This is a genomic window from Mesorhizobium sp. M7A.F.Ca.CA.002.09.1.1, assembly GCF_003998555.1.
GTDB classification, from domain to species: domain Bacteria; phylum Pseudomonadota; class Alphaproteobacteria; order Rhizobiales; family Rhizobiaceae; genus Mesorhizobium; species Mesorhizobium ciceri.
The window spans coordinates 1-3441 of record NZ_RZRR01000620.1; the positions used below are offsets into that span (position 1 = coordinate 1).

A 3441-nucleotide genomic window follows, 5' to 3' on the forward strand; every position below is an offset into this window, starting at 1 on the left:
CTCGAAAGACTGCGCCGGACCGGCCGCACCGATGCGGCAGCGGCCCTCGAGCAGCGCCACCCGGCACCGCCGCCACGGCGCAAATCCCTGAACTGACCGGCCGGCGGCACTTGGCCGTGCCCTAGCAGCCAGTTGCCGCTGCCTCACGACAGGCCGGCCGGTTCGCCCTATCTCCATGCCGCCGGTCGGGTTTGGACCCGGCGATATGGAGGATGGGATCACGTGACACCGACGCCGATTGCCCGTCGCGAAGCGGCGCCCTTGCCTGTCGCAGCACTGATGGGCGCCATGGTGTCGATCCAGATCGGCGCCACCTTCGCCAAAGGCCTGTTCCCGCAGATCGGCGCGCAAGGGACGACGACGCTCAGGCTGGTCATCGGTGCGCTGATGCTGATCGCGGTGCTGCGGCCCTGGCAGATGCGGCCCTCGCGTGCCACCATGCCGTGGCTGGTCGCTTATGGAGTGACGCTCGCCGCCCTCAACCTCCTGTTCTACGCAGCGCTGGCCAGGATTCCGCTCGGCATCGCGGTGGCGCTGGAGTTTACCGGCCCGCTTCTGGTGGCGACCTTGACTTCGCGGCGCGCCAGCGACTTTGCCTGGATCGCGCTGGCGGTGGCCGGCATCCTGCTGTTGTCGCCCTTCGTTCGTTCCCTCGCGCCGCTTGATCCGATCGGGGTGATGCTGGCGCTGGCGGCCGGCGGCTTCTGGGCGCTCTACATCGTGCTGGCCCAGAAGGCCGGCGCGGAGCTTGGCACCCGCACCACCGCCTACGGCATGGCCATCGCCGCCGTGCTGGTGCTGCCCTTCGGTGTCGCCCAGGCGGGATCCGCGCTGCTGGCCCCGTCGATCCTGGTCAGCGCGCTGCTCGTCGGCCTGTTTTCCAGCGCATTGCCGTTCTTCCTGGAGATGGTGGCGCTGACCCGCATGCCGGCGCGCATCTACGGCACGCTGACCTGCCTGGAGCCTGGGCTTGGTGCACTGGCCGGCTTCCTGTTCCTGCATGAAAGCCTGACCGCGACGCAACTGGCCGGGATCGCTGCCGTTGTTGTCGCCGCCTTCGGCACGGCGCTGACATCACGGCCGCCGGTTCCATCGCCGGAGTAGGGGAACGATTCGTCGGCACTGGGTATTTTCGAGTAATCCGAAATTCAGCCAGCCAGATCCGCGAAATCAGGCCAATCCTTGTTCAGGACGGCACTGAAATTGTCGCCTGGCGCACAAGTATTTCCGGCTCTGGACAGACCGTGATCTGGTCCAATACGGTGCGTGTCGAAGTGAAGACGCGATTGTAGAAAAGGCCGGTCGTCCCTTGCAAAAGAACGTCTTCTCATCGGCGGATCTGCCGCCGCATCTGGATCATCGCGCACGCTTCGCGCTCTGGCAGGACGTCCATGTCGCCGAGATATGGTCGGTCGAATACACGATTTCGGAAAGACTGTCGTTCGAAGCCGCGATCGAAGCCACCGCTGTCGGGTCGCTGGTGCTTGGACAGATGGCCGGGACGATACGTCATGCCAGCCGCAAGGCGGGCAATATCGCCGCCGACGGTCGCGACGGCTATCTGCTGCTGGTCAACAATGGCGATACGGTGCTCAGCGGCACGCAGATTGGCCGCGATTATCACGTCGGCAAAGGCGAGGCCGCCCTGGTCTCGGCTTCGGAAGCGTTGCAGATGACCGGCGGCGACAGCAATGTCTGGGCCAATGTGGTGCTTCCCCGTGCCGTGCTGGAAAATGCCTTCGCTCATATAGAGGATCGGCTGGCGTTGACCGTCGGCGCCGACAATGAGGCGCTCGGCATGCTCAAGCGCTATTGCAGCTTCCTGGAAGCAGGCCCGGCCCTGGTCTCGCCCGACCTCATCGGCCACGCCACCGAAACCATCGTCGACCTGATCGGCCTGGCGACCGGCGCCAAGGGCGAAGCGGCCGAACTGGCGGGCCTGCGCGGTCTGCGCGCGGCAAGGCTGCAGGCCATACTGCAGAAGATGCGGGACAATTTCGCCGATCCCGCCATTTCGGCGCAGGGCGTTGCCGGGCAATTGCGGCTCTCGGTCCGCTATGTCCATGACCTGCTGCAGGAAACCGGGGTGAGCTTTGCCGAGCGCATTCTCGAACTGCGCTTGCAGAGGGCGCATCGGATGCTGTCCGACAGGCGCAACGACCGCATGCGGATCAGCGAGATCGCGCTGCTCAGCGGTTTTTCCGACGTGTCCTATTTCAACCGCTGCTTCCGCCGCCGCTTCGGCTCGACGCCGGGCAGCGCCAGATAGTTTCCGACAGCCACCGAATGCACGGCGCGCCGATCGACTGAGGCTGAAAAGCCACACCGACCGGGAAAGCGCCGTGGTGCTTTCCCCGACAATTCGGGTGCGGCCCAGCCCAAGACGCGGCCGGCGGACAATGCAACACCGGATTTCTCGACAACAGCTGGATCTCCGCAGCTCATTTGTGCGGCGGGGAAGCAACATGGGGCGGCAGACAACAATGAAAATTCTTCTTCTCGCAACGGCCTTCATTCTCGCGCCGCTCGGTGTGGCGTGTGCGGCTGATATCAATGAGGTTTCGCCTGTTGCATCCGGCTACGACTGGTCCGGACTCTATGCCGGCGTCGACATCGGCTACGCGGCCGGAAAATCCAATCTGTTCATCGCCGGCGGCGGACTGGGCGGGGCCACCGATCTCAACGTTGGCGTCGATCCGAACGGATTTATCGGCGGCGTCCATATCGGCGCGAATTACCAGATGGAGAACAGCTTCGTGATCGGCGCCGAGGCCGACATTGCGTATGGCAACATAGATGGGCTGACGGCCCTCGACGCCGGCGGCGGCGGCGTCACCACGTTGCTCAAGAGCGAACTCAAATGGTCCGGGTCGGCGCGGCTGCGGGCCGGCTATGCTTTCGATCGGACCTTGCCCTACATCACTGCAGGCGTCGCTGCGGCCAAGTATGAGCTTATTGCGGTCAGCGCCGGTGGCCCTGCCGCCGAAGTAACGCTCCACAGCGACAGCCATGTCGGCTGGACGGTTGGCGCCGGCATCGAGCACGCCTTCACCGACAGGTGGATCGCTCGAGCTGAGTATCGCTACTCGGACTTCGGCAGCCAGGACCTCTCGGTGGCCGCCGGCCTGCCCACGGAAACCCATGTCGACCTCCAGACACAGGATATCCGGGTCGGGCTCAGCTACAAGTTCTGATCCGCTGAAGCTGCTGATCTCCCCCTTGAGGGGGGGTGAGGAGTGGTCCGCGCAGCGGACGGAAAGCCAATCGCTTGGCTTTCCGAACGACGAACGCCTGGAACGGAAGCGAAGGGCCGGGTCCGGCAGGCCAGAGGGGGCGGTCCGGCTGGGCTCGGCCTGCTGTTGCGGATGACGTTGGCGCTTTACGCGCGGCGACCCCTCTGTCGTCTCCGTGGCGCTTTGTTCTTGATCTCACGGTTAGTGG

The 3441-nt window shown here is 64.9% G+C and carries 3 protein-coding genes; all 3 read left to right on the forward strand.

The window, feature by feature from the left end:
- Positions 1-222: 222 nt before the first annotated feature.
- The 3 genes from EN994_RS23245 to EN994_RS23255 all read left to right on the forward strand — a co-directional run bounded on the left by EN994_RS23245 (position 223) and on the right by EN994_RS23255 (position 3194).
- Positions 223-1104, forward strand: a complete 882-nt coding sequence (locus EN994_RS23245) for a DMT family transporter (RefSeq protein ID WP_063168594.1) — start codon at positions 223-225, stop codon at positions 1102-1104.
- A gap of 205 nt (positions 1105-1309) precedes the next feature.
- Positions 1310-2269 (forward strand): AraC family transcriptional regulator, encoded by a 960-nt coding sequence (locus EN994_RS23250; RefSeq protein ID WP_063168593.1) that lies wholly within the window; start codon positions 1310-1312, stop codon positions 2267-2269.
- 214 nt (positions 2270-2483) lie between these two features.
- Positions 2484-3194 (forward strand): outer membrane protein, encoded by a 711-nt coding sequence (locus EN994_RS23255; protein WP_063168592.1) that lies wholly within the window; start codon positions 2484-2486, stop codon positions 3192-3194.
- Positions 3195-3441 lie beyond the last annotated feature (247 nt).

Coding starts and splice junctions, on each gene's coding strand:
- EN994_RS23255 (WP_063168592.1), top strand. CDS start 2,484: ATGAAAATTCTTCTTCTCGCAACGGCCTTCATTCTCGCGCCGCTCGGT.